The organism is Micromonospora sp. ABR4_055, assembly GCF_056160425.1.
Genome location: NZ_JBSWXD010000103.1, coordinates 1 through 23,608 on the forward strand (window position 1 = coordinate 1; position 23,608 = coordinate 23,608).

Here is a 23,608-nt window from a genome sequence, read left to right on the forward strand (position 1 = left end):
CCGCCGCACTGCTCGGCGGCGGCGCGGGTTCCGCCTTCGACGACGACGCCGACGCACCCAAGGAGGTCCCGGCGGTGCCGTCACTGGCGGTGCTGCGGCCCCGGCGCGCCTCGTCCGGTGCCACCGAGACCCCGGCGGACAGCTCCGGCAAGCCCCGCAAGCGGCTGCCGAGCTGGGACGACGTCCTGTTCGGTAGCGGCCCGGCCGACCGCGCAAGTTCCTGACCCGTCGTAGGCCTCCAGCGGCCTGGACTGACCGGCCCGGGCCGTACGGCTCCGGGTCAAGCTCGGACGGCTCCGGCGTGGGCCGGCGCGGATTGGGCCGGCAGGACGTAGAGCCGGGGCATCGGTGCCCACCGTAGCCGTATCCGGCCGCCGGTGCGCCGCAACTGCCAGGCCAGCGCGGCGGCGGCGGTCAGGAAGGACAGCAGGCCGCCCAGCCAGATGCTGGCCCCGGCTCCGAAGCGCTCGGCGACCCAGCCGATGATCGGTGCGCCGACCGGGTTGGTGCCCAGGAAGACCAGCACCCACAGCGCCATCACCCGGCCCCGGAAGGCCGGGTCGACGCCGAGCTGCACCCGCTGGTTGGAGGCCTGCGCGAAGTAGACCATGAAGAATCCGGTCGGCAGCAGCAGGAGCACCACCAGCCAGTACGTCGGGGCCAGCCCGACCAGGGTGCCGAGGCCGGCGAAGGTCAACGCACTGCCCAGCACGACGTAGACCGACGGCCGTTCGCGTCGGCCGCTGGCAGCGAGGGCACCGGCCAGCGCGCCGACCGCGAGCGCCGTGGTGAACAGCCCGAACGACGCCGCACCGGTCTCGAACACTGTCTTGGCCAATGCGGCGAGGGTCAACTGGAAGTTGAACAGCAGCAGGCCGAGCACGGCCATCAGGGCCATCGGCAGCATCAGGTCGGGGCGGCGGGCGACGTAGCGCAACCCGTCGACCACCTTGGCGGCGTCCCGCTGCGCTCCGACCGGCAGGCCGACCCGGTGCAGTTCGCCGGAGCGCATCCGAACCAGTCCGACCAGCGGGGCCGTTGACGCGAGCGCGCTGATCAGGAAGACCGGCCCGACGTCGAACGCCGCGATGGCAAGCCCGGCCAGGGCCGGGCCGACGATCCGCGCGGTGTTGAACGTCGCCGAGGACAGCGCAAGGGCGTTGGGCAGCAGCGGGGTGCCGACCAGTTCGGAGACGAATGCCTGCCGGACCGGAGTCTCCAGGGCGTTGCCGACGCCGAGCAGGCCGGCGAAGACGAAGACGTGCCAGAGCGCCACGACGCCGGTCAGCACCAGCACGCTCATCACGAGGGCCAGCACGCACCAGATGGCGTTGGCGACGAACAGCAGCAGCCGTTTGTCGTAGCGGTCGGCGAGCCGACCGGAGATCAGGGTGAACAGCAGCACCGGGGTGAACTGGAGGGCGACGACCACTCCGAGCGCGGTGGCGGAGTCGTCCGACAGCTGCAGGACGAGCCAGTCCTGCGCGATGAACATCATCCACACACCGATCAGCTTGATCAGCTGCCCGGTGGCGAAGATCCGGTAGTTGCGGACCTGTAGGGACTGGAAGGTGGTGTTCAGTGTCGCCCGCACTCGGGGTGCGCCTCCTCGGATCGTACGCGTCATCCACGTGGGACGAAGCGGACCCGGTGGCGACTGTCGCGTCAGCCGCGGGCGACCTGCTGCAGGATCTCCGCCGCCTGCCGTAACGTATCCCGTTCGGCAGGGCTCAGCTCGGCGAGCCGGGTGGCGAGCCACTCGTCACGTACCCGTTCGAACCCGGCGATCACCTCCCGGCCTGACTCGGTGGCCGACAGGATCACCTGCCGGCCGTCGGTCGGGTGCGGGGTGCGTTGCACCAGTCCGCGCTCCTCGAGCTTGGCGACGATCCTGGTCATCGTCGGCGGTTGGACCCGCTCGATGTCGGCCAGCTCCCGCGGCGTCATCGCACCGGCCAGCTCAAGGCTGGTGAGCGCGGACAGCTGGGTGACCGTCAGATCGCCGACCGGCCGGGCCCGTCGGACCCGCCGGTTGAGTCGGGTGATGGCATCGCGCAGGGACGTCGCCAGTTGCGCGGCCGTGACCTGCTGCTCTCCCATCACCGCCCACTCCGTCACGTTCGTTAGCCTAACTAACGAACACACCGATCGACCAGCCGTTATGACCACCGTCACCGGCGGCATCAGGGTACCGCCGGTGACGGCCGACGTTGCGACGAGGCGACCGGCTCAGCCGATCAGCAACTCCAGCGGGTGCCGCAGGAAGTAGAGGGTGAACAACGCGGCCACCCCGTACAGCAGCGGATGCACCTGCGCCGCACAGCCCTTCACCAGCTTGATCAGCACGAAGGTGATCACCCCCGCGCCGATCCCGTTGGAGATCGAGTAGGTGAACGGCATCAGCACGATGGTCAGGAAGGCCGGGATGGCGATCTCGTAGTCGGTCCAGTCGATGGTGCGCACCGCGGTCAGCATCAGGAAGCCGACCACCACCAGCGCGGTCGACGCCGCTTCGAACGGCACCACCTCGACCAGCGGGGACAGGAAGACAGCCAGCAGGAACAACGCGCCGGTGACCAGGTTGGCGGCCCCGGTCCGGGCACCCTCCGCGACCCCGGCGGCGCTTTCGATGTACGAGGTGTTGCTCGACGTACTCGCCATGCCGCCCGCCGCTGCCGCGATCGAGTCGACGACCAGGATCTCCTTGGTCCTCGGCGGCATCCCCTCGGAGTCGAGCAGGCCGCCCTCCTGGCCGACCGCGACCATGGTGCCCATCGTGTCGAAGAAGTCGGTCAGCAGCAGGGTGAAGACGAACATCAGGGCGATCAGCCAGGTGGCCGAGTCCCAGGCCCCCAGCACGGAGAAGTTGCCGAGCAGCGACAGGTCCGGCATGCCGAAGACCTGGTCGGGCAGGCTCGGCACGGTCAACGCCCAACCGCCGGGTTGGCCGTCCGGGCCGCCGGCCGGCCCGAACCCGCCGATCGTCTCGACGATGACGGCCAGCACCGTGGAGCCCAGGATGCCGATCAGGATCGCGCCGCGTACCTTGCGGACCACCAGCACCAGGGTGAGCAGCAGGCCGAGCACGAAGACGAAGGCCGGCCAGGTGGCGATCATGCCGTTGATGCCCAGGCCGAGCGGCGGTGACGCGGTGCCGCCGGTGACGAACCCGGCGTTGACGAAGCCGATCAACGCGAGGAACAGCCCGATGCCGACTCCGATGGCCGTCTTCAGCTGGGTGGGCACGGCCCGGAAGACGGCGGTACGCAGCCCGGTCAGCACCAGGACCAGGATGATCACGCCTTCGATGACCACCAGGCCCATCGCGTCGGCCCAGGTCATCTGTGGTGCGATCTCGAAGGCGACGAGGGCGTTCACCCCGAGACCGGCGGCCAGCGCCAGGGGGAACCGGGCGACCACCCCCATCAGCAGCGTCATCAACCCGGCGATCAGGGCGGTCGCGGCGGCGATCGCCGGGATCGCCAGCGCGGCGCCCTCGCCATCGACCGCGCTACCCAGGATCAACGGGTTGAGCACCACGATGTACGCCATCGTGAAGAAGGTGGCCAGTCCGCCTCGTACCTCGCGGCCTGGGGTGGAGCCGCGGGCGGTGATCTCAAAGAACCGGTCGAATGCGTTACGTGGGCTGCGGTCCGGGGCCGACCCGGTCGTCTCTGCCGGCACTGTCGCCATGGGTCCTCACAGCTGATCATCAGGTTGACTGGGCTGCGGGCATCGTCTCAGATCAGCTGTTACCGGTGGAGGTCCGTCCGGTTACGTCCCGCGACATCGCCGATCCGGCCGCCCGCTGTCCGGATTGACCGGCCCGTCACGGCGTTCTCTATCAACCGGGACGTACCCTGGTAGAGTGCCCGACTCGCCGCCGATGACCCCGCCGGACGCCCCGACCGGTCCGGTCCGGCTGCCGAGGGCACCCCGACCGGCGCCGCTGGACCCACCGATGGTGCCGTTCGCTGTCGGCGGGATGATCGCCTGGGCCGTCGCCGGGCTGGTCTGCCTGCTCGCCCGGAACTGGCTGGCCGACACCGGGCGTACCGACTGGCTCTGGACCTGCCTGGCCGGATTCCTGCTCGGGCTGCCCGGGCTCGCGGTAATGCTGCGGCACGACGCCAACCGGCGACGCCGCCACGCCGACCAGGTCAGTCGCCAGCCGGGCCCGAGCGCACCGTGACCGTCTCGACCTCGCCGTCGTCGTAGACCGTGGGCAGCTCGTCCACCGGGGTCACCGCCGGACTGGTCAGCGTCTCCGAGTGCGCGCCGCAGCCGTGGTCCACGCTCACCACCCGGCCGTCGTCCGGTGCGTAGACGTTGCCACACACTCCGAACGCCTGCCGGAGCGCCCCGGCCAGCACCAGGTAGAACCCGCAGGTGCCGCAGCGGGCCGTGTCCGGCGCGGCGACCGAGATCGGCGCCTGTGGGCCGTGTTCGCCGTCGTACCAGCGCTGTGCGGTGTCGGCGCGGCCCTCGCGGGACATCACCCGGCTCCGGCCGAGCCCGAGCTCCCAGGAGACCTCCTCCACGGCCGGGTCGTCCGACTGCAGGTAACCGGGCGCGAGCCGGTCGTCGTCGAACGAGGTCGGCAGTAGGTCACCGACGCCCAGGTCACCGGGCTGCAGCCGGTCGTGCCAGGGCAGCCAGCCCGGTGCCAGCAAGGCGTCCGGGCCGGGCAGCAGTACCGTCTCGCAGACGGTCACCTGCCGGCTGCGGGACACCCGGGTCACGGTGACCGCCCACCGCCAGCCCTGATACCCGGCAAGATGGCAGTCGAAAAGGTGGGTCACCAGCCGGTCGCCTTCGGCGACCGCTTGCAGGTGCTCGCCGACCTCGGCGGGATCCACCGCGTCGGCCAGCACGGCGTACGCCACGTCGACGGCTTTGGCGCAGACCGAGTCGAGGCGGGCGGCACGAGCGGTGCTCCTGGTCACCGTCCCATTGTTGCCTACCGGCCGGCACCGCCGACAGGCACTCCCCCGCCGACAGCGACTCGTTGTCGCCAGGCACTCCCCCGCCGACCTGGACCCGCGACCGCGAAAACCGGCACAGCCCGAGACGGGACGGCTGCGGATAGGTGAGGATGGGCGCATGGGGCTGTTTCGCTCGCTCGGGCACACCGCCGGGACCGCCTTCCGCAGCACCCGCGCGGTGCTGCGCGGCACGGCGCACAGCGGTCGCTGGGCCGGGCACAAGGTTCTGCAGGTACGCCACCGCGGCGCGGGCGGCGAACCGGGCATGTCCCGACTGTTCGACCTGCACGCCGCCTCCTGCGCCGGGGACACGCTGATCACGATCGGGCTCGCCGGGACCATCTTCTTCAGCGCGCCGCTCGGCGAGGCCCGCAGCAGCGTGGCGCTCTACCTGCTGGTGACGATGGTCCCGTTCGCGCTGCTGGCCCCGGTGGTCGGCCCGGTGCTCGACCACTTCCGGCACGGCCGGCGGTACGCGCTGGCCACCACCATGCTCGGCCGGGCCTTCCTGGCCTGGCTGATCGCCGACCACCTGAACGGGTTCGGGCTGTATCCGGCGGCGTTCGGGGTGCTCGCCCTGTCCCGGGCGTACGGCGTCGGCCGCTCCGCCGCCGTGCCCCGGCTGTTGCCGGCCGGCCTGGGACTGTCCCAGGCCGGGGCCCGGGCCAGCGTCTACGGCACGATCGCCGGAGCGCTGGTCGCGCCGCTGGGACTTGCGGCGTTCTGGTTCGGGCCGCAGTGGCCGCTGCGGGTCGCGTCGGTGATCTTCCTGGTCGGCATGGTCATCGCACTACGACTACCGCCTCGGGCCGACTCCGAGCCCGCCGAGCGGGTGCCGCGCGCGTTCCGGGTGTTCGGGCTCCGGCGGGGCACCGACCGGCAGCGGATTCTCACCGGTAGCCGGCTGGTCCTCGCCACCCTGGTCGGCAGCGGCACGTTGCGCTGCCTCTACGGCTTCCTGCTGCTCTTCCTCGCCTTCGCAATCAAGGCGGGCGATCTGTCCACGGTGGTGGTCGGCCAGCAACTCGGTGACGAGGGCGCGCTCGGGTTGGTCGGAGCGGCGCTGGCCGCCGGCAGCTTCGCGGCCACCGCGATCGGGAGCCGGATGCGGATCAACCGCCCGCTCGCCCTGCAGTCCAGCGGGCTGGTGATCGTGGCCGGCGTCGGTGTACTCGCCACCCTGCAGTTCTCGCTGCTGATGGTGGCGCTGTTCTGTTTCGTCACCGCGATCATCAGCGGCATCGCGAAGCTCGCGGTGGACGCCACCATCCAGGAGCGGCTGCCGGAACGGCTGCGAGCCAGCGCCTTCGCCCACTCCGAGACCATTCTGATGCTGTCGTTCGTCGCCGGCGGCGCGTTCGGGCTGATCCCGGTGGACGGCCGGGTCGGTCTCGTCGCGGCGGCCGGCTTCGGCGTACTCGCCGCCGCCCGCGCGGTGATCGTCGCCGGCCGGCAGCGCAAGGACCGGCTCAACGGCCGACCGGTCGACACGGTCGATGACACCCCAGACCCGTCCGGACCAGACAGGCCCGAACCCGGCACCGCCGGATCGGAATCGGCCGACGCCGGTACTCCCGAATCCGGCTCAACCGACGCCGGTGCGGCCGAACCGGCCACGGTGGTTCCGCCACGCGCCCGCCGATCAATCGTCCCGGCCCGGATCCGGCCACGTCCGCGACCTGCCCCGCCGACGCCGGCAGCGCCGGCACCGGTCGGCGCCGGGCAGGGCGGCACCGGCCAGGTCGGCACCGAGCCGGTCGGCGTCCCGGCCGGCGGCGCACCCGCCGGTCACCGCGACGATGGCCAAGCCGACGACGATGATCCGACACCACCCGGATTCCACATCTACCGCCCGTCGTCGACGCTGCGCCGCACGGCCGAGGACGACCGACCCGACGGGCCGAACGCCGGGCTCTGAACGGGCAGGGAGACGCTGGTCCACGGCCCAGTTGGCGGGTATCCGGGGCGGTGCCCCTGCCCGGCGGCCGGTAGGTCCAGGAAGGAGCGGTGGGTAAGGTGCGGCAGGTGCGGATTCTGATAGTGACGGCGGTCGAGGCCGAGGCGGTCGCCCTCCGACGCGGGATCGCACCGGCCGGCGACGCTGCGGACAGCGACTTTTCGGTCGAGGTCGAGGTCGAGGTGGTCGGGGTCGGCTCGGCGGCCGCCGCTGCCGGGACCGGCCGACAACTGGCCGTGGCGGCGAGCAGCGGACGCCCGTACGACGCGGTGGTCAGCGCGGGGATCGGCGGCGGGTTCCCCGACCGGATCGCCGTCGGGCAGACCGCCATTGCCACCCGCAGCGTCGCGGCCGACCTCGGCGCCGAATCGCCGGACGGGTTCCTGGCGATCGACGAGCTCGGCTTCGGCACCGCGGTCGCCGCCACCGACGACGCACTCACCGGCTGGCTGCGGGCGGCACTGCCGGACGCCGTACCCGGCGCGGTGCTGACGGTGAACACCGTGACCGGCACCGCGACGACCGCAGGAACGCTCATCGGCCGCCACCCCGACGCGGTGGCCGAGGCCATGGAGGGGTACGGGGTGGCCCGCGCCGCCGAGCTGGCCGGGCTGCCCTTCGCGGAGCTGCGCACCATCTCCAACCCGGTCGGCCCGCGCGACCGGGCCGGCTGGCGGCTTCCGCAGGCGATGGCCGCGCTGACCACGGCGGCCAGCGCGCTGACCAGCCGGCGTGCCGACTACCGTGGTTGACGTGACCCTGCGGCTGGCATTCTCCCCCTGCCCCAACGACACGTTCGTCTTCCACGCCCTGGTGCACGGGCTGGTACCGGACGCCCCGCCGGTCACCGTCCGGTACGCCGACGTGGACGTCACCAACTCCGCCGCCGAACGCGGCGAGTTCGACCTGGTCAAGGTCAGCTTCGCCGCGTTGCCCTGGCTGCTGCCCGACTACCATCTGCTGCCCTGTGGGGGTGCGTTGGGCCGAGGCTGCGGCCCACTGCTGCTGACCGGTGGCAGGGCCGGCGTCGTACCGGCTGGCCGCACGGCTGGCGGTGGTACGGCCGAGGAGGGCCGCTGGTCAGCCGGCGACCTGACCGGGGCGACCGTCGCCGTACCCGGCGAGCGGACCACCGCGTACCTGCTGTTCCGGCTCTGGTCGGCAGACCGGCCGCCGGCCCGGATCGAGGTCGTGCCGTTCCACGAGATCATGCCCGGCGTCGCCACCGGCCGGTACGACGCCGGGCTGGTGATCCACGAGGCGCGGTTCACGTACCAGCGGTACGGGCTCACCGCGCTGGTCGACCTAGGGGCATGGTGGGAGTCCGACACCGGCCTGCCGATCCCGTTGGGCGCGATCCTGGCCCGACGGGGCGTGGTCGACCCGGCGCAGGCGGCCGGCTGGGTACGCGAGTCGGTCCGACTGGCCTGGGCCGATCCGGGCGCTTCCCGCGACTACGTGCTGGCGCACGCTCAGGAAATGGAGCCGGACGTGGTGGACCGGCACATCGGGCTGTACGTCAACGACTTCACCGCCGACCTCGGTGCCGACGGGTACGCGGCGGTCGCCGCGCTGCTGGACCGGGCAGCGGCGCACGGGCTCACCCCACCGATGGCAGGGTTGCTCGCGCCGCCGCCCGGCGACCAGCTACGGCAGCGGTAGACCGCCGACCGCTGCAGTCCGTGGACCGCGCCTGCGGGGTCAGACCTCCAGTTCGCGGGCGACCGCGTGCACCAGCTGGGCCACGGTCTGCGCCGTCTTGCGGTCCGGGAACCGGCCCCGCCGCAGGTCCGGCTGGACCTTGGCCTCCAGCACCTTGATCATGTCTTCGACCAGTCCGTGCAGCTCCTCCGGCGGTCGCCGCCGCAGCTCGGCGACCGACGGCGGGGCCTCCAACAGCTGTACGCCGAGCGCCTGCGCGCCGCGCCGGCTGTCCACCACCCCGAACTCCACCCGTTGCCCGGACTTGAGGTCGGTGACGCCAGCCGGCAACGCACCCTTGGGCAGGAACACGTCGCCACCCTCGTCACTGGTGACGAATCCGTACCCCTTCCCCGCGTCGTACCATTTCACTCGACCCGTCGGCACCACTGACCTCGACTTCACTCGCAGGATTGACCTCACCAGGCTAGCCGGAGCAGAGCGTCGGCCGCCGCCGGGAATCCGGTCAGGTCGTCGATCACCGCAGCCGCTCCGGTGGACTGCAGCTCAGCCGCCGAACAGGGGCCGGAGGCCACCCCGAGACCCGGTATCCCGGCGGTCCGCGCGGCCACCATGTCCGCCGTGTGGTCACCCACATAGAGCTGTACGGCGTACTCGTGCAGGGCGGCCGCCTTGCCTTCGGCGAACAGGTCGCCGGCGACCTCGTCCACCGGCAGGCTCAGGTGGTCCAGGTGCAGACGAGCCAGCCGGCCGAGCTTCGAGGTGACCACCACCACCCGGCCACCCCACTTCCGGACCAGTTCAAGCGCGGCGACCGCCCCGGGCATCGGCAGCGTCGGATCTACCGCGTAGTGGGGGTAGAGCGACCGGAACTGCTCGACTGCGGCATCGACCTGATCAGCCGGGAACCACTGGCTGATCTCGTGGCGCAGCGGCGGGCCGAGCCGGGACACCGCGACCTCGGCGTCCACCTGCACCCCGGTGAGCTCGGTCAACGCCCGGTAGGTGGCGGCGACCCCCGGCCGCGAGTCGATCAATGTCATGTCCAGGTCGAATCCGACCACCGGCGACATGCGCACGTCCTTCCTCGTCACGCCCGCCACGACGGGTGGGTCCGGCCGGCGGGTGGCCGGCCGGGTGGCGGCCGGAGGGTGAGCCTATGTGGGCGACTCACGCGCCGGAGCATCTGCTCCGTACGGCCGAGGCCACCTGGGGCGTCCGGCGGGCTAGCGTGGAACAACCATGGCCAACACACTCGCCGACCACCTGCGTTCCCGCTCCGACGCGGAGCTGGGTGACCTGCTGCGCCTGCGTCCGGATCTGGTGGTGCCGGCGCCGACCGACATCGCCACGCTGGCCGCCCGGGCACAGTCGCGGGTCTCCTCTGCCCGCGCGCTCGACGACCTCGACGAGTTCACCCTGCGGATCCTGGACGCCGCGCGACTGTGCCGGGAGCTACCGGCCAGCGCCGGTTCGGCCGCCGCAGCCGACCCGGCCGGTTCCGCCGCTACGGTCCACCCGGCCGGTTCGGCCGACAGCGCTGACGCCGCCGTCGAGCTGGACGCGGTGCTGGCGATGGCCACCGCGCCGGGCAGCGGGGCGACCGCGGCTCAGGTCCGCGCGGCGGTGGACCGGCTGCTGGCCCGCTGCCTGCTGTACGGGTCGGCTGGGCGGTTCCGGGTGGCCGGCGGGGTGGACGAGGCGAGTTCGCCGTACCCAGCCGGGCTGGGCCGGCCCGCCGCCGACCTGGACGACCGGGTGGCTCGACGGTGCGCCGATCCGGCCGCGTTGCGCCGGACGCTGCTCAGCGCCCCGCCGTCGGCCCGGGCGGTACTCGACCGGCTCGCCGTCGGCCCGCCACTCGGCACGGTGAGTACCGCCGCCGCCGTCCCGGCCACCGGCGCTCAGGCCCGCGAAGCCCCGGCCGCCGCCGCCACCGCCGCCCTCGGTCCGGGCGACGGGGTGAGTCCGGTGCGCTGGCTGGTCGAGGCCGGCCTGCTGGCGGTGGTCACCGATGCGCCGGCGACGGCCGGCAGCCAGGCCGTGGAGTTGCCCCGCGAGGTCGGGCTGTTGCTGCGGCGGGACACCGGGCCGCTCGGCGCGCTGCGCCCCGACCCGCCTGCGGCGGGTTCCGCCGAACGCGATCCGAAGGCGGTGGACTCGACCGGTGCCGGGCAGGCGATGGAGCTGGTCCGGCAGGCCGGCGCGCTGCTGGAGGCGTTGGCCGCCGAGCCGGCGCCGCTGCTGCGTACCGGCGGGATCGGGGTGCGGGAGCTGCGCCGGCTGGCCCGCGCCGGTGGGGTCAGCGAGTCGCTGGCCGGGCTGCTGATCGAGATCGGGTACGCCGCCGGGCTGCTCGGTGCCGCCGAACTGCCCGCCACGGCGAGTCGCACCGCTGTCGACCAGCAGATCCTGCCGACCGGCAACTACGACCAGTGGATGAACGAACCGGTGGCCCGGCGGTGGGAGCGGCTGGCCGGGGCGTGGCTGGCGATGACCCGGCGGGCCGGGTTGATCGGCCGCCGGGACGACCGGGACCGGCCGATCACCGCGTTGTCGACCGACGTGGAGCGGGCCGGCGCGCCGACGGTGCGCCGTACCGTGCTGGGGGTGCTGGCCGCGTTGCCGCCGGGGGCCGCGCCGACCGCCGACGAGGTGCTCGCGCTGCTCGCATGGCAGGCGCCACGGCGCAGCCGGGGCCGCGACGACCTGCACCGCGAGGTCCTCGACGAGGCGGCTCAGCTGGGCGTCACCGGGCTGGGCGTGTTGACCGGGTACGGCCGCTCGCTGCTCGCCGGGGAGGGCCGGGACGGTCGGGACACCGCAGCCGACGACGATCCGCTCGGCGTACGGGCCACCGAACGCGAGCACCGAGGTGCGGCGTCGACGGTGGAACGCGCGCTGGACGACCTGCTGCCGTCCCCGGTGGACCACGTCCTGGTGCAGGCCGATCTGACCGTGGTGGTGCCCGGTCCACCGGAGCCGGCCCTGGCTGCCGAGTTGGAGCTGGTCGCCGAGCCGGAGTCGATCGGGGCGGCCAGCGTGCACCGGGTCACGCCGGCGAGTGTGCGTCGGGCGTTGGACGCCGGCTACCAGGCGGCCGAACTGCATGAGTTGTTCGCCCGGCGGTCCCGCACCCCGGTGCCGCAGGGCCTCACCTACCTGATCGACGACTCAGCCCGTACCCATGGCGGGTTGCGCGCCGGATCGGCCGGCGGCTATCTGCGCAGCGACGACGAGGCGTTGCTGGCCACGGTGCTGGCCGACCGCCGGCTGGCCACGCTGTCGCTGCGTCGGCTGGCGCCGACGGTGCTGGTCTGTGTGGTGCCCGCCGGCCGGATGCTGGAGGCGCTGCGGCAGGCCGGCTACGCCCCGGTGCCGGAGGACGGCACCGGTGCCGCACTGCGTACTGGCCGGCCACGGGCCCGGCGGGCACCGGCGCGGCACCCGGTGACGTTGCGGTCAATCGATCCGCTGGCCGCGCCGAAGCTGACCGCACCCTGGATCAGCGGTCTGGTCGAGCAGCTTCGCCGGGGGGAGGCGGCGGCCCGGGCGGTACGGCGCACGCCCGGGACGATCCGGGCGGCGACCGGGCAGGCGGTCGACGGGTTGGCCGCGGTGCAGGCGCACTCGCAGGCGCTGGCCGTGCTGCAGCAGGCGGTACGGGACAAGGCGCTGGTCTGGGTGGGCTACGTGGACGCACACGGCGCCGCCGCTTCCCGGCTGGTCCGTCCGGTGTCGATCGGCGCGGGTTACCTGCGGGCCGAGGACGAGCGGACCGAGACGCTGCACACCTTCGCGCTGCAGCGGGTGACCGCAGCGGTGGTGCACGACTGACCGCGCGTCGGCCCGTCACGTCGGGTCGGTCCTGACCGCACAGCAGTCGGCTCCCGGTCGGTACGCCCGGAGCCGTCAGCCCGTGGGCCGGCCGTCGTGCCGGTGCCGGCGAGCCGCCTCAATCACCGACACCGTGAGCAGCAGCGCGGATCCGGTGCCGAGTGCCTCACCCACCGAGTCGACGAAGCCCTGACGCAACACCAGCCAGCCGAACAGGAACCAGCCGACGAGCAGGGTCGACGCGAACGCGTACCAGAACAACGTGGCCCGCGAGACCGACACCGGGTAGCCCCGGTCGGTCGACCCTGGTCGATCCGCACTGTCGTTGACCGCCATGACCGCCTCCCGGCCCGATCGCTGCCCTTCACTGTCTCCAGACTGGCAGGTCGGGGCCGGATCGGACAGCAACCGGCACCGGCCGACGTGTCCGGTGCCTGCAGACGTGCTTGGCACCGGCCGGCACCGTCGGGGTCGGGGGGGGGGGGGGGGGGGGGGGGGGGGGGGGGGAGTGGGGGAGTCAGCCCCCCCCCCCCCCCCCCCGCTGCCCTCAATGGGTGAGTACGACGGTGGAGATGCTGCGTGCGCCCACGTTGACGGTGACCTGCTGGCCGTTCACCCCGACGGACTGGCTGGCCGCGTTGGAGTACCGCGAGGTGAGGTAGTGTTCGGCCCGCGTCACGTTCTGCGGGGCCTGAACCACCGCGCCGCTCACCGCGCTGTTCGACCGGTTGAGGATGACCAGGGTGGTCTTACCGTCCCCGGTGTAGGCGGTCACCTCCAGCGGTGACGCCTTGGAGCTCTTCGTCAGGGCGACCCGCTGGTAGCCGGGGCGCACGTACTTGGCGTACTGCGAAAACGCGTACCCGCGCTTGAGCGGCGCTCCCGCCGTGGTGCCGTAGGTCGCATCACCGTCACCGATAAAGGAGTAGAACCGCTTGCCGTACCACCAGATGTAGGCGGCCCAGTTGGCCTCCATGATCCGGTGAACGGTACGCATGATGTCGTCGAGCGTCTCGTCCCAGACGGCCAGGTTACTCGGGTCGCCCCAGATGTTGGAGCCGCTGCCGTCGGCCTCGTGATGGTTCCACTCGGTCATCCACACCGGCTTACCGTGTTGGTTGGCCAGGTTGTACGGCTTCAGTCGACCCTGGGACTCTAGGCCGTACAGGTGCCCGCCGATGTAGCCGATGTTGTTGCGCGCGCCTGCGTCGTTGAGGGTCGGATCGGTGTAGCTGTAGTTCATGTTGACCGCCTCGGCGACCATCAGCTCGGTGTTCTGCACCCGCCACCCGTGGTCGCGGACGAAGTTGCGCAGCTCGGTCCCGTTCCAGTCCATCGAATCGTAGCTGGGGTGCCAGTCCGGCTCGTTCTGCACGGAGGTGACGTCGACCGTCACCCCCTGGTTGCGCATGTACTGGACATAGCTGTTCAGATGGTTGGCGTAGTCGTCGTAGTAGTCGGTGCGCAGCTTGCCGCCGTTGATCCGGCTGTTGTTGGTCTTCCACGCCGCTGGCGCCGTCCAGGGCGAGGCGAGGATTTTCACGTCGGAGCCGTACGACTTCGCCGTGCGCAGGGCGTTGACCTGGTTCGACCATTCGCCGGACTCAGGTGAGATGCCGGTCCGGATGATCGACAGTCCCATCTGATCGGGGCCCAGTCCGACCAGGGTCTGGGTCTCGGCCGTCGACCACGTGCTGCTGCCCCAGATCCAGGTGGCGGCCCCGAAACCGTCGACGGTCTGGTATCTGGTGGAGCTGTTCACCGTGATGTCAGCCGGCCCGGTCGGCGGCCGCGTGGTCGGCGGTGCGGTGGTGGGAGGCGCGGTGGTCGGCGGCGGCGCGGTGGTGGGAGGTGCGGAGGTGGGCACCGTACCGCCGGTGCAGGCCACTCCGTTCAGCGCGAAGCTGGTGGGAGCGGGGTTGCTGCCGTTCCACGACCCGTTGAAGCCGAACGAGGTCGTACCGTTTGTCGGGATGGTGCCGTTGTAGCTGACATTTCTGGCGGTCACCGCCGCACCGCTCTGGGTCAACGTCGTGTTCCATGCCTGCGTAACCGTCTGGCCTGCACCGAATGACCAGGTGAGGCTCCAGCTAGCGAGTGGGTCACCGAGGTTGGTGATGGTCACGCTGGCACCGAACCCACCCGGCCACTGCGACGACACCGCGTAGTTGACCGAGCATCCGGCGGCCGCGGCGGCCGGGGTCGCGGCGGCCACCGCGGCCGAGGCGAGCAGCACAGCCCCGACGGACCCAACGGCCGCGTTGATTCTCCACTTTCTCATTTACTTCCCCTGATCTACTGGGTGACCATCCGCAGTGGGCTGGCCGGGATCCCTGCCGAGATGTGCTGGTTCAGCTGGGCCGGTGCGGCAGGACGGTCCTCACCGGCACAGCGGTCTCGACTGACCGCGCACGTACGCTTCTGCCCGGTCATCGTTTCCTTCCTCTCCTGCATTCGTGACCAGAGCTGACGGTGTACGGGTACCGGCGCAGATGGCGCCGGACAGCTCGCGAGCAAGCTGTCAGCGGGTGGCCAGTAGGGACGGAGAGGCACTCGGCACCGTCGTGCGGCGTGACCCGGAACGCTAGACCGAGGTGGACGAGACCGGCCCGCAGCGCTCGACGCCCGAGGCCCGGCTCGGACGGCACAGATGTTGCCGACGGCCATCCCCGGCCGACTCCCGACAAGGCCGGTGGATGCAGGTGAGGCATGCCCTCAGCCCCACAGCATGGAGCATAGGTGCTGGGCCTGACACGCTCAAGACATAGAGGAGTACTGATTGGAGGTTTCTTCGAATCGTTTCGACGACACCTGCTGCGATCGGCAAGGATCCGACCGCAGAGCAGCGGAGGTGGCGATACTCACGGGGTACGCAATGATCGTCACTCCGACAGTGGCGTCGGTCACCGGAGCCGCCCAACGTCGGACGATCACGTGCAAGACTGGTGGGTCGGCCAGAAGGGGGATACCGACAGTGAACAACGGACCACTTATCGTCCAGTCAGACAAGACCTTGCTGCTTGAGATCGACCACCCGGACGCCACCGCGTGCCGGATGGCGATCGCCCCGTTCGCCGAGCTGGAGCGCTCGCCCGAGCACGTTCACACGTACCGGCTCACCCCGCTCGGTTTGTGGAACGCCCGCGCCGCCGGGCACGACGCCGAGAGCGTCGTCGACGCGCTGCTGAAGTTCTCCCGCTACCCGGTGCCGCACGCGCTGCTGGTCGACGTCGCCGACACCATGGACCGGTACGGCCGGCTGCAGCTGGCCAACGACCCCGCGTACGGGCTGGTGCTGCGGACCACCGACCGGGCCGTACTGACCGAGGTGACCAAGAGCAAGAAGCTCGCCGGCATGTTCGGCGACAAGATCGACGACGACACGGTGGCGGTGCACCCGTCCGAGCGGGGCCGGCTCAAGCAGGGCCTGCTCAAGCTCGGCTGGCCGGCCGAGGACCTGGCCGGCTACGTCGACGGCGAGGCGCACCTGATCGAGCTGGACACCGCCGGCGCCGACGGGCGTCCCGGCTGGTCGCTGCGCTCCTACCAGCAGGAGGCGGTCGAGCAGTTCTGGGCCGGCGGCTCCGGAGTGGTGGTTCTGCCCTGCGGCGCCGGCAAGACGCTGGTCGGCGCGGCCGCGATGGCCGAGGCCAAGGCGACCACCCTGATCCTGGTCACCAACACGGTCGCCGGCCGGCAGTGGAAGCGGGAGCTGGTCGCCCGCACCTCGCTGACCGCCGACGAGATCGGCGAGTACTCCGGCGAGCGCAAGGAGATCCGCCCGGTCACCATCGCCACGTACCAGGTGCTGACCTCGCGCCGTAAGGGCGCCTTCACCCACCTCGACCTGTTCAACGCCCGCGACTGGGGCCTGGTGATCTACGACGAGGTGCATCTGCTGCCGGCGCCGATCTTCCGGTTCACCGCCGATCTGCAGGCCCGCCGCCGGCTCGGCCTGACCGCCACCCTGGTCCGCGAGGACGGCCGGGAAGGCGACGTCTTCTCACTGATCGGGCCGAAACGCTACGACGCGCCGTGGAAGGACATCGAGGCGCAGGGCTGGATCGCCCCGGCCGAATGCGTCGAGGTCCGGGTCACCCTCACCGACGCGGAACGGATGGGGTACGCGGTCACCGAGACCGAGGAGCGGTACCGGGCGGCGGCCACCGCGCGTACCAAGCTGCCGGTGGTCAAGGCGCTGGTCGACCGGCACCACGGTGACCAGGTGCTGGTCATCGGGGCGTACATCGACCAGCTGCACCAGCTCGGCGAGTTCCTGGGCGCGCCGATCGTGCAGGGCTCCACCACCAACAAGGAGCGGGAACGGCTGTTCGACGCGTTCCGCAACGGTGAGATTCCCACGCTGATCATCTCCAAGGTCGGGAACTTCTCCATCGACCTGCCGGAGGCGGCGGTGGCGATCCAGGTGTCCGGCACGTTCGGCTCCCGGCAGGAGGAGGCACAACGGCTCGGCCGGGTGCTGCGACCCAAGGCCGACGGCCGGCAGGCGCACTTCTACACCGTGGTCTCCCGGGACACCATCGACACCGAGTACGCCGCGCACCGGCAGCGGTTCCTCGCCGAGCAGGGGTACGCGTACACGATCGTCGACGCCGACGACGTCCTCGGCCCGGCCCTACCCTGACCCTTGTCGGCGGTCCGGGACCGGCGGCCCGACGGTCAGCAGGTCGGCGAGCAGGTCGCCGTACTCGGCGAGCCGGTCCAGCACCTCGGCGGCGGTGAACTGGCGGACGACGCCCGGCTCGCCGGCCGCCGCGGCCTCCACCTCCGGCCAGGTCAGCGGCGCGGAGGCGGCCGGCACCGGGCCGGCCCGCAGCGAGTACGGCGCCACCGTCGTCTTCGCCGCGTGGTTCTGGCTCCAGTCGATGAAGACCCGGCCGGGGCGCAGCCGCTTGGCCATCTTCGACGTGATCGTCTTCGGTGCGCGGCGTTCCAGCTCCTCGGCGACCCGCTTCACGTAGCCGGAGACGACGTCGGCCGGCTGCCCGGCCGACACCGGCGCGCCGAGCTGCATGCCCTTGCGGCCGGAGGTCTTCGGGAAGCAGGCGATGCCGTCGTCGGCGAACCGGTCGCGGATCAGCACCGCGACCGCGCAGCACTCCTCGATCCCGGCCGGCGCCCCCGGGTCGAGGTCGACGACCAGCAGGTCCGGGTCTGCGCCGACCCGCCACTGCGGGGTGTGCAGCTCCAACGCGGCCAGATTGGCCAGCCAGACCAGGGTGGGCAGGTCGTCGGCGACCACGAAGTCGAGCTCGTCGCGGCCCCGTGACGACCCGGGCGTCGGCAGCCGCTCGGTACGCACCCAGTCCGGGGTGCTGGCCGGGGCGTTCTTCTCGAAGAAGAACTGGCCGTCGACGCCGTTCGGGTAGCGGATCCGGGTGAGCGCCCGGTCGGCGAGGTGCGGCAGCAGCGCACCGGAGACCCGGGTGTAGTAGTCGATCACCTCGCCCTTGGTGAACCCGGCCGCCGGGTACAGCACCTTGTCCAGGTTGGACAGCTCCAGCGACCGGCCGGTGACGTCCACCCGGATCCGGCGCTCGCCCGCGCCGAGACCGCGGTCAGCCCGCATCGGCGTCCTCCTCGGTGACGTCGGTGGCCGGCACGTCCGGGCGGATCCGCAGGAACCGGGGGAACCGCAGCCGCCCGTCCGGGGTCTGCTGGCCGTACCGTACTTCGATCACCACCTCTGGGCGTACCCAGATCGCACCGCGGGCGTCCTCCCGGGGCAGCGCAGCGTCGAACGGCGACATGTCGGTGCGCAGCGGCTCCAACGCGGCCAGCAGGGCCCGCTCGGCAGCCGAGCCGATCCCGCCGCCGACCCGGCCGGTGAGCCGCAGTGCGCCGGTCGCCACTCCGGCCGCGTCCCGCACCGGTACGCCGACCAGCAGCCCACCGATCCGGCGGGCCCCGGGACGCCAGCCACCGACGACGAAGTCCCGGGTCAGCTCGATTTTCACCTTGACCCAGTCGGGGCTGCGGGCACCCGGCCGGTAGATCGCGTCGCGCCGCTTGGCGACCACGCCTTCCAGCCCGTGCTCGGCGGCGGCGGCCCGGGTCGCCGGCCCGTCGGTGAAGCTGGGCGGCACCGCCCACGCCGGCCCGGCCAGCCCGAGCGCTTCGAGGGCGTGCCGCCGGTCGTGGTACGGCCAGCCGGTCAGGTCGGCGCCGCGCAGCCGCAGCAGGTCGAAGATCATGTACGTGGCCGGCGCACCGGCGGCCAGTCGGGCCGCCCGCGCCGGATCCCGTACGTGCATCCGTTCGGCGAGCAGGGTGAACGACGGCCGGCCGGCGGCGTCGAGCAGCACCATCTCCCCGTCGAGCAGGGCGTCGTCCAGGGCGCGGGGCAGCCCGGACAGCTCCGGGTAGGCGATGGTGATCTCAGCACCGGACCGGGCGTACAGCCGCTGCCCCCCGCCGGATATATCGGCTAAAGCGCGCACGCCGTCCCATTTGAACTCGTACCACCAGCCGGGGCCTGTGGGCAGCTCCCCGGTCGTCGCGAGCATCGGCCGCAGCGGTCCACCCGGCACCCTGCCACTGTAAAACCAGCAACGAAGTGGTCGCGCTCAGTTCTGTCGGATGCGATCCTGGATCAACACCGGGCCGACCTGGCGATCTTGACCTTGGGGAAGGGCGGGACAGGTCGGCGGCCGCCGGTGGTGGCGAAGGGGATCAGCCATGCGCGCGATCTGGAAAGGCGCGGTGTCGTTCGGCCTCGTGTCGATCGGGGTACGCCTGTACTCCGCCACCGAGGAGAAGGACATCCGGTTCCACCAGGTGCACCGGGAGGACGGCGGGCGCATCCGGTACAAGCGGGTCTGCTCGGTCGACGGCGAGGAGGTCAGCTACGACGACATCGCCAAGGGCTACGACCTCGGCGGCGGCGAGATGGTGATCCTCACCGACGAGGACTTCGCCGACCTGCCGTTGAGCACCTCCCGGGCGATCGACGTACTGGAGTTCGTGCCGGCCGACCAGGTCGACCCGATGCTCTACAACAAGGCCTACTACCTGGAGCCGGAAGGCACCGCGACCAAGCCGTACGTGCTGCTGCGCGACGCCCTGGCCGACTCTGACCGGGTGGCGATCGTCAAGGTCGCGATCCGGCAACGCGAGCAGCTCGCCACCCTGCGGGTACGCGACAACGTGCTGGTGCTCAACACGATGCTCTGGCCGGACGAGATCCGGCAGGCGTCGTTCGGCTTCCTCGACGACGACATCCAGGTCCGTCCGCCGGAGCTGGCGATGGCCGCCTCGCTGATCGACTCGATGGCCGGCGAGTTCGCTCCGGACGAGTACACCGACGACTACCGGGCGGCACTGCAGGAGGTCATCGACGCCAAGGTGGAGGGCCGGGAGATCGTCGCCCCGGAGGAGGAAGAGGAGGCACCGGCCGCCGCGGTCGACCTGATGGCCGCGCTGCGCGCCTCGGTCGAGCGGGCCCGGGTGGCGCGCGGGGAAGCCGCTGGCGAAGCTTCGGACGAGGCTGCTGGCAAGGACCGGGAGCCCGCCGAGCCGACCCCGATCACCTCCGCCAAGTCGGCCAAGGCCGCCGCCGCGCCGGCGGCGAAGAAGGCGGCCCCAGCCAGGAGGACGGCTCCGGCGAAAAAGTCGGCGGCCGCCGACCAGAAGAAGACCACCGCCAAGAAGGCCCAGCCGGAGAAGAAGACCGACGCCCGCAAGGCCGCCGCAAAGAGCACCGGTCAGAAGACCGGCGGTACGCAGAAGTCAGGTGCCCGCAAGACCGCCGCGAAGAAGACCGCTGACCGCAAATCCGCCTGAACCGCCCACTCCGGACCCTCCCCGGGGCAGATACGAGTTTCAGCTTGATGCCACAGGTGCATCTTGATGCACCTGTGGCATCAAGCGTCAGCGGCTCGGGGCGACCCAGAATCGGCAGCCGGCCTGGTCCAGATGCGCGGCCACCACCTGCCCGGCGTGCGCGGCGGCCAGCTCGGTGAGCTGCCCGACGATGTCCGGCACGACCGGCGGCGCCAGCTGCTGCGGCACCGGGATCGGCCGCGCCGGGTCGGCCGGCAGCGACTCGACCACCGCCAGCTCCAGGTAGCGCAGGCAGCAGCCGATCGCCTGCGGCACGCTGCGGCTCAACGGCTCGTCCACCGGCTCCAGCTCGTCTACCGGCTCCAGCTCATCCACCAGCCCCTTTCCACCGGCCGGGTTCGTCCCGCCGGCCGCAGTGCTGGTCACCGGCAACGCCTCGACGCCCCAGAGCAGGTCGTGCACCACCATCGGATCGTCGACGTACGGCCGCATGTCCCGCGCGGTCACCCGCAGCGCCAGACCGAGCCCGACCACCAGCGCAGCGAACGCGTCGAACGCCGGCAGTTCGGCCCAGTCGGTGGCGTGCACCAGCAGGCGGGCACCGGGTCGACCGGCGGCGGCAGCCCGCAGGTACCGCCGGATCGGGTCCGGCCCGTCGCCGAGCACCGGCACCACCCCGTCGCGCAGCTCCTGCGGGACCACCCGCTCGCCGGTCAGGTCGAGCAGGTCCACCGGCCGTACGCCGAACACCCCGGCCAGCCGGCCCAGCCGGAACCGTTCCGGCAGCCGCACCACCGGCAGCCCACCCGATGCGATGACGGACGCACCGGCCGCTGGACCGGTGGTGCGGCTCGGCCGCCATTCGACGTGCGTCGCCCGGTCCCGAAGATTGGTGACGGTGACGACGGCAGCGTCGAACTGCCGGCCGTGGCCACCGCACCGCCGGCAGGTCAGCACCGGGTGCCGCCAGCCGGTGGCGTGACAGTCCGGGCACGGCACACTCGGGATCGGCTCGCCGAACCACGGCGGCAGCGGCGGCTGCCAGGTCCGGCGCAGCACCGGGGCCAGTTCGGGGATCGCCGGCCGAGGGCCCGGGATCCGGCACAGCGACGTGTGCCGCCAGCGGCGGTCCCGCCAGATGGCCTGCGCCCCGGCGGTCCACTCCCCCGCGCCGGCCGGGACCGGCGGCGGCGTACCGCAGTCCTGGACGATCCGGCGCTCCAGCCGATCGACGTCGATCCCGTCGGGCGGCGCCGCCGACCGCAGCGCCGGCAGCAGGAAGTGCGCCGGTGCGGTCAACGACCGTTCGGCCAGCCCGGCCAACGCGTCCGCCACGGCGGTACCGTCGACGGCGGCGGGCAGGCTCGCGGCGTACCCGCGCTGGTCACGGGGCACGGCCGCGCCGGGCGTCTCGAACCTGATGTCCCAGTTGAGATCGGCCGCGAACACCCCCCACCGGGCCTCGAGGACCAGGTCGAGGCAGAGCAGGTCGGCCAGCGCGCACAGCCGGCCCAACGATTCGTCGACGCTGACCGGCGGCTCAGCCAACGTACGCCCGAAGTGGATCGACCAGGCCGGATGGCCGGGACCGGTGTGCGCCGCCGCGAGCCCGGCGGCCCGCTCGGCGTCCGGCAGGTCCGGCCGCCAGGTCGACGGCAGGGTCAGCACCGCATTGGCTCCCAGAGCAGCGGTGTGGTCCAGATAGCGCAGGTCACGCAGCGTCGACCGGTCGACCTTGACCTGCGCCGCCAGCTCGTCACGCACCGGCCACAGTGGTATCTCCCAGCCGCCGTGCGGTGCCGGCTCCGGCTCGATGTCGCCGGGCATCACGCTGGTGGAGGCGACCGCGCCGGTGTCCAGGTTCGCGACGGTCAGCACCAGTTGGGTACGCGGCCCGGCGGTCATGCGTACGTCCGGGTCTGGGCGGACTGCCATTCGCGCAGCGCCCGCTTGATCCGCAGGTTCTCGTCGTCGGTGCGCCGCAGGTCGTCCCGCAGGACGGTCAGGTCCTCGGCGACGTAGTGCAGGAAGGCGTACACCTCGGCAGGGTCGAGGCCGCGCCGCACTTCGCGGAACCGGCGGTCGCGGACCTGGCCGGGGTGGATCCGGGGCCGCAGCGGCGGCCGGCGGAACACTCCGGCGTTGCGGGGCCGCCGGTGCTGCGGTGGCTCGACCACCGAGTTTGCTCGCCGGCCTGGTCGGTTGAAGATCCGGTGGAGAAGGTTGCGCATCGTCGGGGTTCCCCTTCGGTCAGGAGTACGCCGGCAGCTGGTGCCGCCGACGCGATGCCGCGCTGTTGCTGTGCCTGATCTGCTCCCGGTGCTGGTGCTGCGTATCTGTGTGCTTGGACGGGGCGACCCGCCGGCCGGGAAGGCCGAAGCGGGAGGACTCGCAGCCGACGGGTCGCCCCAGCTCCGGCGGTCGCAGCCTCGTTCGGCGAGTACGACCCCGGAGCGGCTCATTCTGGATCTCCGCTGCTCACGGGTTTACGGGTTTCGCGGGGATTTGCTCGGGTAGGGCGGTCGGGACGGGCAGGCCGCGCGCCACCACCCCGCCCCGACCAGTGCACGAACACCCCATCGTTGCCACGCGAGGGAGCGCTCGTAGCGATGAACTTATGTGCGGATGTCGCCGATGTCAACCTCCGCGTGGAAGCTACCTAAACCTTGCTCCACACATAAGTGACGTGGTCGAATGGAGGTGCCACGCGAGGGAGCGCCATGCCTGTTTTGCCCGACTACTTCAAGATCTCGAACGCCATCGTTGCCGATGTCAACACCGGCACGCTCAAGGCCGGCGACAAGCTGCCGTCGATCGCCCAGCTCTGCAAGCAGTACGACGTGAGCCCGTCAACGATCCGCCTGGTGTTTGTGCGCCTCGAAGCGCTCGAGGTCATCGACCGCCACCAGGGCAAAGGTGTCTTCATCACCGATCCGGCGACGTGGATGCGCAAGCCGTAGGCCCCTCTCCCGGTCACCGGCAACCTCTGCCGTCCCGCCAGGCATCGCCCCGGGCGATGATCCACTGCTCTTCATCGAGTCGACATACCGACGGCCTGTCAGAAGGCGCGCATCCGATCACCGCGCTCGGACTACGACCAAGACCGCCGCCCTCGTCAGACCCGCACGGCCAACTCAGGCTTACCTACCCGGCTTCACTTTCACTCTCAGTGACCGCCAATGCCAGGACGGGCGGTCAACATCGGACTTCGCGTCGGGGGGGGGGGGGGGGGGGGGGGGGGGGGGGGGGGGGGGGGGGGGGGGGGGGTGGGCGGAGGGGGGGGGGGGGGGGGGGGGGGGAAGGGGTAGGGGGGTGGGGGAGGAGAGAACAAAAAGTGCACACCCAATAGAGGGGAGGAGGCGGG

The 23,608-nt window shown here is 71.8% G+C and carries 22 protein-coding genes and 1 pseudogene; 11 read left to right on the plus strand and 12 right to left on the minus strand.

Annotated elements, in window-relative coordinates; genetic code table 11:
• Window positions 1-224 (plus strand): annotated as a pseudogene (locus ACXAHD_RS21615) (septation protein SepH); the annotation flags it as partial.
• Window positions 225-280: 56 nt separating this feature from the next.
• On the opposite strand, the gene ACXAHD_RS21620 reads toward ACXAHD_RS21615, so the two are convergent.
• From ACXAHD_RS21620 to ACXAHD_RS21630, 3 genes are all read right to left on the minus strand, one after another.
• Window positions 281-1,594, minus strand: coding sequence for an MFS transporter (locus ACXAHD_RS21620; RefSeq protein WP_289211462.1), 1,314 nt, complete (start codon window positions 1,592-1,594; stop codon window positions 281-283).
• 71 nt (window positions 1,595-1,665) lie between these two features.
• Window positions 1,666-2,100: a MarR family transcriptional regulator gene (locus ACXAHD_RS21625; protein ID WP_281555739.1), complete on the minus strand. Its 435-nt coding sequence runs from the start codon at window positions 2,098-2,100 to the stop codon at window positions 1,666-1,668.
• Between the two features lie 129 nt (window positions 2,101-2,229).
• Window positions 2,230-3,693: an NCS2 family permease gene (locus ACXAHD_RS21630; protein WP_475052779.1), complete on the minus strand. Its 1,464-nt coding sequence runs from the start codon at window positions 3,691-3,693 to the stop codon at window positions 2,230-2,232.
• A gap of 193 nt (window positions 3,694-3,886) precedes the next feature.
• Here ACXAHD_RS21630 and ACXAHD_RS21635 point away from each other — a divergent pair, with 193 nt between their 5' ends.
• Complete coding sequence (locus tag ACXAHD_RS21635; RefSeq protein WP_281555740.1) at window positions 3,887-4,192, plus strand: DUF2530 domain-containing protein; 306 nt, start codon at window positions 3,887-3,889, stop codon at window positions 4,190-4,192.
• Here the strand turns inward: ACXAHD_RS21635 and ACXAHD_RS21640 are convergent.
• Window positions 4,161-5,018 carry a DUF3027 domain-containing protein gene (locus tag ACXAHD_RS21640; protein WP_281555741.1) on the minus strand — a complete coding sequence of 286 codons (858 nt, stop codon included), beginning with the start codon at window positions 5,016-5,018 and terminating at the stop codon, window positions 4,161-4,163. The genes ACXAHD_RS21635 and ACXAHD_RS21640 overlap by 32 nt on opposite strands.
• Before the next feature lie 85 nt (window positions 5,019-5,103).
• Between ACXAHD_RS21640 and ACXAHD_RS21645 the strand changes: the two genes are divergently transcribed.
• From ACXAHD_RS21645 to ACXAHD_RS21655, 3 genes are all read left to right on the plus strand, one after another.
• Window positions 5,104-6,903 (plus strand): MFS transporter, encoded by a 1,800-nt coding sequence (locus ACXAHD_RS21645; protein WP_281552009.1) that lies wholly within the window; start codon window positions 5,104-5,106, stop codon window positions 6,901-6,903.
• Window positions 6,904-7,001: 98 nt separating this feature from the next.
• Window positions 7,002-7,694 (plus strand): futalosine hydrolase, encoded by a 693-nt coding sequence (locus ACXAHD_RS21650; protein WP_475052795.1) that lies wholly within the window; start codon window positions 7,002-7,004, stop codon window positions 7,692-7,694.
• A 61-nt stretch (window positions 7,695-7,755) separates the two neighbouring features.
• The gene (locus tag ACXAHD_RS21655) at window positions 7,756-8,604 is read left to right on the plus strand and encodes a 1,4-dihydroxy-6-naphthoate synthase (RefSeq protein WP_475052797.1); all 849 of its coding nucleotides are present in this window, start codon (window positions 7,756-7,758) and stop codon (window positions 8,602-8,604) included.
• Between the two features lie 39 nt (window positions 8,605-8,643).
• On the opposite strand, the gene ACXAHD_RS21660 is transcribed toward ACXAHD_RS21655, so the two are convergent.
• Together ACXAHD_RS21660 and ACXAHD_RS21665 are read right to left on the minus strand one after the other, a co-directional pair.
• Window positions 8,644-9,030 carry a cold-shock protein gene (locus ACXAHD_RS21660; protein ID WP_123607376.1) on the minus strand — a complete coding sequence of 129 codons (387 nt, stop codon included), beginning with the start codon at window positions 9,028-9,030 and terminating at the stop codon, window positions 8,644-8,646.
• Between the two features lie 32 nt (window positions 9,031-9,062).
• Entirely contained in the window at window positions 9,063-9,677 is a 615-nt protein-coding gene (locus ACXAHD_RS21665; protein ID WP_281552012.1) for an HAD family hydrolase, read from the minus strand.
• 169 nt (window positions 9,678-9,846) lie between these two features.
• On the opposite strand from ACXAHD_RS21665, the gene ACXAHD_RS21670 reads away from it, so the two are divergent.
• Complete coding sequence (locus ACXAHD_RS21670; RefSeq protein ID WP_281567205.1) at window positions 9,847-12,441, plus strand: helicase-associated domain-containing protein; 2,595 nt, start codon at window positions 9,847-9,849, stop codon at window positions 12,439-12,441.
• 75 nt (window positions 12,442-12,516) lie between these two features.
• Here the strand turns inward: ACXAHD_RS21670 and ACXAHD_RS21675 are convergent, their stop codons facing one another.
• The gene (locus tag ACXAHD_RS21675) at window positions 12,517-12,777 is read right to left on the minus strand and encodes a hypothetical protein (protein ID WP_281552014.1); all 261 of its coding nucleotides are present in this window, start codon (window positions 12,775-12,777) and stop codon (window positions 12,517-12,519) included.
• Between the two features lie 87 nt (window positions 12,778-12,864).
• On the opposite strand from ACXAHD_RS21675, the gene ACXAHD_RS21680 reads away from it, so the two are divergent.
• The gene (locus ACXAHD_RS21680; protein ID WP_475052784.1) at window positions 12,865-12,999 is read left to right on the plus strand and encodes a hypothetical protein; all 135 of its coding nucleotides are present in this window, start codon (window positions 12,865-12,867) and stop codon (window positions 12,997-12,999) included.
• On the opposite strand, the gene ACXAHD_RS21685 is transcribed toward ACXAHD_RS21680, so the two are convergent.
• Complete coding sequence (locus ACXAHD_RS21685) at window positions 12,989-14,722, minus strand: cellulose binding domain-containing protein (RefSeq protein ID WP_281552015.1); 1,734 nt, start codon at window positions 14,720-14,722, stop codon at window positions 12,989-12,991. The genes ACXAHD_RS21680 and ACXAHD_RS21685 overlap by 11 nt on opposite strands.
• A 693-nt stretch (window positions 14,723-15,415) precedes the next feature.
• On the opposite strand from ACXAHD_RS21685, the gene ACXAHD_RS21690 reads away from it, so the two are divergent.
• Window positions 15,416-17,086: a DNA repair helicase XPB gene (locus tag ACXAHD_RS21690; protein WP_281567204.1), complete on the plus strand. Its 1,671-nt coding sequence runs from the start codon at window positions 15,416-15,418 to the stop codon at window positions 17,084-17,086.
• Here ACXAHD_RS21690 and ligD (ACXAHD_RS21695) read toward each other — a convergent pair.
• Window positions 17,078-18,031, minus strand: a complete 954-nt coding sequence (ligD, locus tag ACXAHD_RS21695; protein ID WP_281552017.1) for a non-homologous end-joining DNA ligase — start codon at window positions 18,029-18,031, stop codon at window positions 17,078-17,080. The genes ACXAHD_RS21690 and ligD (ACXAHD_RS21695) overlap by 9 nt on opposite strands.
• A complete protein-coding gene (gene ligD, locus ACXAHD_RS21700) occupies window positions 18,021-18,992 on the minus strand; it encodes a non-homologous end-joining DNA ligase (RefSeq protein WP_281567203.1) in 972 nt (323 codons plus the stop codon). Before ligD (ACXAHD_RS21700) ends, ligD (ACXAHD_RS21695) begins: the two co-directional genes overlap by 11 nt.
• Before the next feature lie 148 nt (window positions 18,993-19,140).
• Here ligD (ACXAHD_RS21700) and ku point away from each other — a divergent pair, with 148 nt between their 5' ends.
• A complete protein-coding gene (gene ku, locus ACXAHD_RS21705; protein ID WP_289211466.1) occupies window positions 19,141-20,244 on the plus strand; it encodes a non-homologous end joining protein Ku in 1,104 nt (367 codons plus the stop codon).
• 87 nt (window positions 20,245-20,331) lie between these two features.
• Here ku and ACXAHD_RS21710 read toward each other — a convergent pair whose 3' ends face one another.
• Window positions 20,332-22,179: a DnaJ-like cysteine-rich domain-containing protein gene (locus ACXAHD_RS21710; RefSeq protein WP_475052788.1), complete on the minus strand. Its 1,848-nt coding sequence runs from the start codon at window positions 22,177-22,179 to the stop codon at window positions 20,332-20,334.
• Entirely contained in the window at window positions 22,146-22,475 is a 330-nt protein-coding gene (locus tag ACXAHD_RS21715; protein ID WP_289211468.1) for a DivIVA domain-containing protein, read from the minus strand. The genes ACXAHD_RS21710 and ACXAHD_RS21715 overlap by 34 nt, the downstream gene beginning before the upstream one ends.
• Before the next feature lie 489 nt (window positions 22,476-22,964).
• On the opposite strand from ACXAHD_RS21715, the gene ACXAHD_RS21720 reads away from it, so the two are divergent.
• Both ACXAHD_RS21720 and ACXAHD_RS21725 read left to right on the plus strand, forming a co-directional pair.
• A complete protein-coding gene (locus ACXAHD_RS21720) occupies window positions 22,965-23,204 on the plus strand; it encodes a winged helix-turn-helix domain-containing protein (protein WP_289211469.1) in 240 nt (79 codons plus the stop codon).
• Window positions 23,205-23,423: 219 nt separating this feature from the next.
• Complete coding sequence (locus ACXAHD_RS21725; RefSeq protein ID WP_475052792.1) at window positions 23,424-23,552, plus strand: hypothetical protein; 129 nt, start codon at window positions 23,424-23,426, stop codon at window positions 23,550-23,552.
• Window positions 23,553-23,608 lie beyond the last annotated feature (56 nt).